A 2,369-nucleotide genomic window follows, 5' to 3' on the forward strand; every position below is an offset into this window, starting at 1 on the left:
GAAGAAATCATCGAAAATACCGGTTGGGATGTTGAGTTCGCAGACGAAGTCGCCGAAACTGCGATCCCGTCCGAGAAAGAATTGCAGGTTCTGCGTGAACTGCATGCTCGTACCGCCAAGGCCCATGGGGACCAGCAGTAAGAGCAATAAAAAGGATCTTAGAAATGGCTGACGCATATATTTGCGATTACATCCGTACCCCGATTGGCCGCTTTGGCGGCAGCCTGTCGCAGGTGCGCGCCGATGATCTTGGCGCCGTGCCGCTTAAGGCGCTGATCGACCGTAACCCGGATCTGGATTTTGCGGCGGTTGACGACATCGTCTTTGGCTGTGCCAACCAGGCTGGTGAAGACAACCGCAACGTTGCGCGCATGTCGTCGCTTCTGGCCGGTCTGCCGGAAACAGTGACCGGTACGACGGTCAACCGTCTGTGCGGTTCGGGCATGGATGCGATCATTATGGCCGCGCGCGCGATCAAATCGGGTGAAGCTGATCTGATGATTGCCGGCGGCGTTGAAAGCATGTCGCGTGCCCCGTTTGTCATGCCAAAGGCGACGTCGGCGTTTTCGCGCAATGCGGAAATCTATGACACCACCATTGGCTGGCGCTTCGTGAACCCGGTGATGAAGAAACAGTACGGTGTGGATTCCATGCCTGAAACCGGTGAAAACGTTGCCGAGGACTTCAACATCTCGCGCGAAGATCAGGATGCCTTTGCGGCCCGTTCGCAGGACAAGGCGGTTGCCGCACAAGAAAATGGCAATCTGGCCGCGGAAATCACACCTGTGACCATTCCGCAGCGTAAAGGCGATGCCATTGTCGTGGACAAGGATGAACATCCGCGCCCGGGCACCACGGCCGAAAAACTTGCCAAATTGCCGACCCCGTTCCGCGAAGGTGGTTCGGTCACGGCGGGGAACGCATCGGGTGTTAATGACGGGGCCGCAGCGCTCATCGTCGCATCCGAAGCCGCTGTTAAAAAATACGGCCTGACCCCGATTGCTCGGGTTGTTGGTGGTGCGACCGCCGGTGTTGCGCCGCGTATCATGGGCTTTGGCCCGGCCCCGGCGTCGAAAAAACTTCTCGCACGCCTCGGCTGGTCGACAGAGCAGCTTGACGTGATCGAATTGAACGAAGCCTTTGCATCCCAGGGGCTGGCGACGCTTCGCGATCTTGGCATTGCCGATGATGATGCGCGTGTGAACCCGAATGGTGGCGCAATTGCCCTTGGTCATCCGCTTGGGATGTCGGGTGCACGCATTGCCGGCACTGCAGCCCTGCAGATGAAACGCACAGGTGGCAAGCGTGCGCTGGCGACCATGTGCATTGGTGTTGGCCAGGGCATCGCGATTGCGCTTGAAGCTGTTTAAGGCCGATAGCTGATTGATCTTGAAAAAGGTGCCCCTGTGCCGGTTGTCGGGCAGGGGCTTCTTTTTGCGTTATTGACCAATATGGTTGCTGGCGCGACACTAGTGTCTATCGACTTGATTTCACACCTGTTTGAATGGTGGATGATACCTGATGAGCGTTTCGCCCTTTGACTCTGCCTTGCTGGGGGATCTGTTTTCCGATCCGGAAATTGCCGCACTGTTTGACGACCGTGCGCAGATTGCATCCATGCTGCTATTTGAATCGGCCCTTGCCGCGGCCGAGGCGCGCGCAGGTCTGATCCCCCAACAAAGTGCGGTTCGCATTGCTGATGTGTGCCGCGACTTCGAACCAGATCCGGCAACGCTTGCGGGACCAACGGCGCGTGCCGGTGTCCCGGTCCCGGCATTGATCAAGGCGTTGAAGGCGGAAATTGGCGGCGAAGACGCACGATACGTTCATTTTGGTGCCACCAGCCAGGACGTGGTTGATACGGCGCTTGTTTTGCAGCTGCGCGATGCGATTGCGATTATTCGCCGCCGTATTCGCAAACTGGCCAAGGCGCTTTCAGCGCATGCCGATACCCACCGCAAAACGGTGATGATTGGCCGAACACGATCCCAACAGGCTGTGCCCACCACGTTTGGCTTGAAGGCTGCCGGATGGTTGGCACCACTCGTGCGGATCGATCACCGGATTGAAAGCCTGTCATCGGACTTGCTGCGCATTTCGTTTGGCGGGGCTGCAGGCACGTTGGCCTCCATCGGGGTTAAGGCTGCAGACGTCGAAAGCAACCTTTCCGAAGAACTTGATCTTCCGCTTGCAGATATGCCCTGGCATGCCCAGCGTGACGTTCTTGTTGATTTCGCAAGTCAGTTAACGGCGTTAACCGGCGCGCTAGGCAAGATGGGGCAGGACTTGGTTCTGCTGGCACAGTCCGAAATTGCCGAAGTGCAGCCAGGCAAGGGCGGCGGGTCATCGACCATGCCGCATAAATCCAA

2 protein-coding genes are annotated in these 2,369 nt (G+C 57.8%); both read left to right on the plus strand.

Features of this window, described 5'->3' with window-relative positions; genetic code table 11:
- Positions 1–164: 164 nt before the first annotated feature.
- The gene (pcaF, locus tag B2R48_RS06610) at positions 165–1,370 is read left to right on the plus strand and encodes a 3-oxoadipyl-CoA thiolase (RefSeq protein WP_213473371.1); all 1,206 of its coding nucleotides are present in this window, start codon (positions 165–167) and stop codon (positions 1,368–1,370) included.
- Positions 1,371–1,521: 151 nt separating this feature from the next.
- Positions 1,522–2,369, plus strand: an 848-nt coding sequence (locus B2R48_RS06615) for a lyase family protein (protein WP_296998928.1), incomplete at its 3' end; no start/stop codon positions are given.

It is taken from the genome of Thalassospira sp. UBA848, from assembly GCF_002295455.1.
Taxonomy (GTDB): domain Bacteria; phylum Pseudomonadota; class Alphaproteobacteria; order Rhodospirillales; family Thalassospiraceae; genus Thalassospira.

Coding starts and splice junctions, on each gene's coding strand:
- pcaF (WP_213473371.1), top strand. CDS start 165: ATGGCTGACGCATATATTTGCGATTACATCCGTACCCCGATTGGCCGC.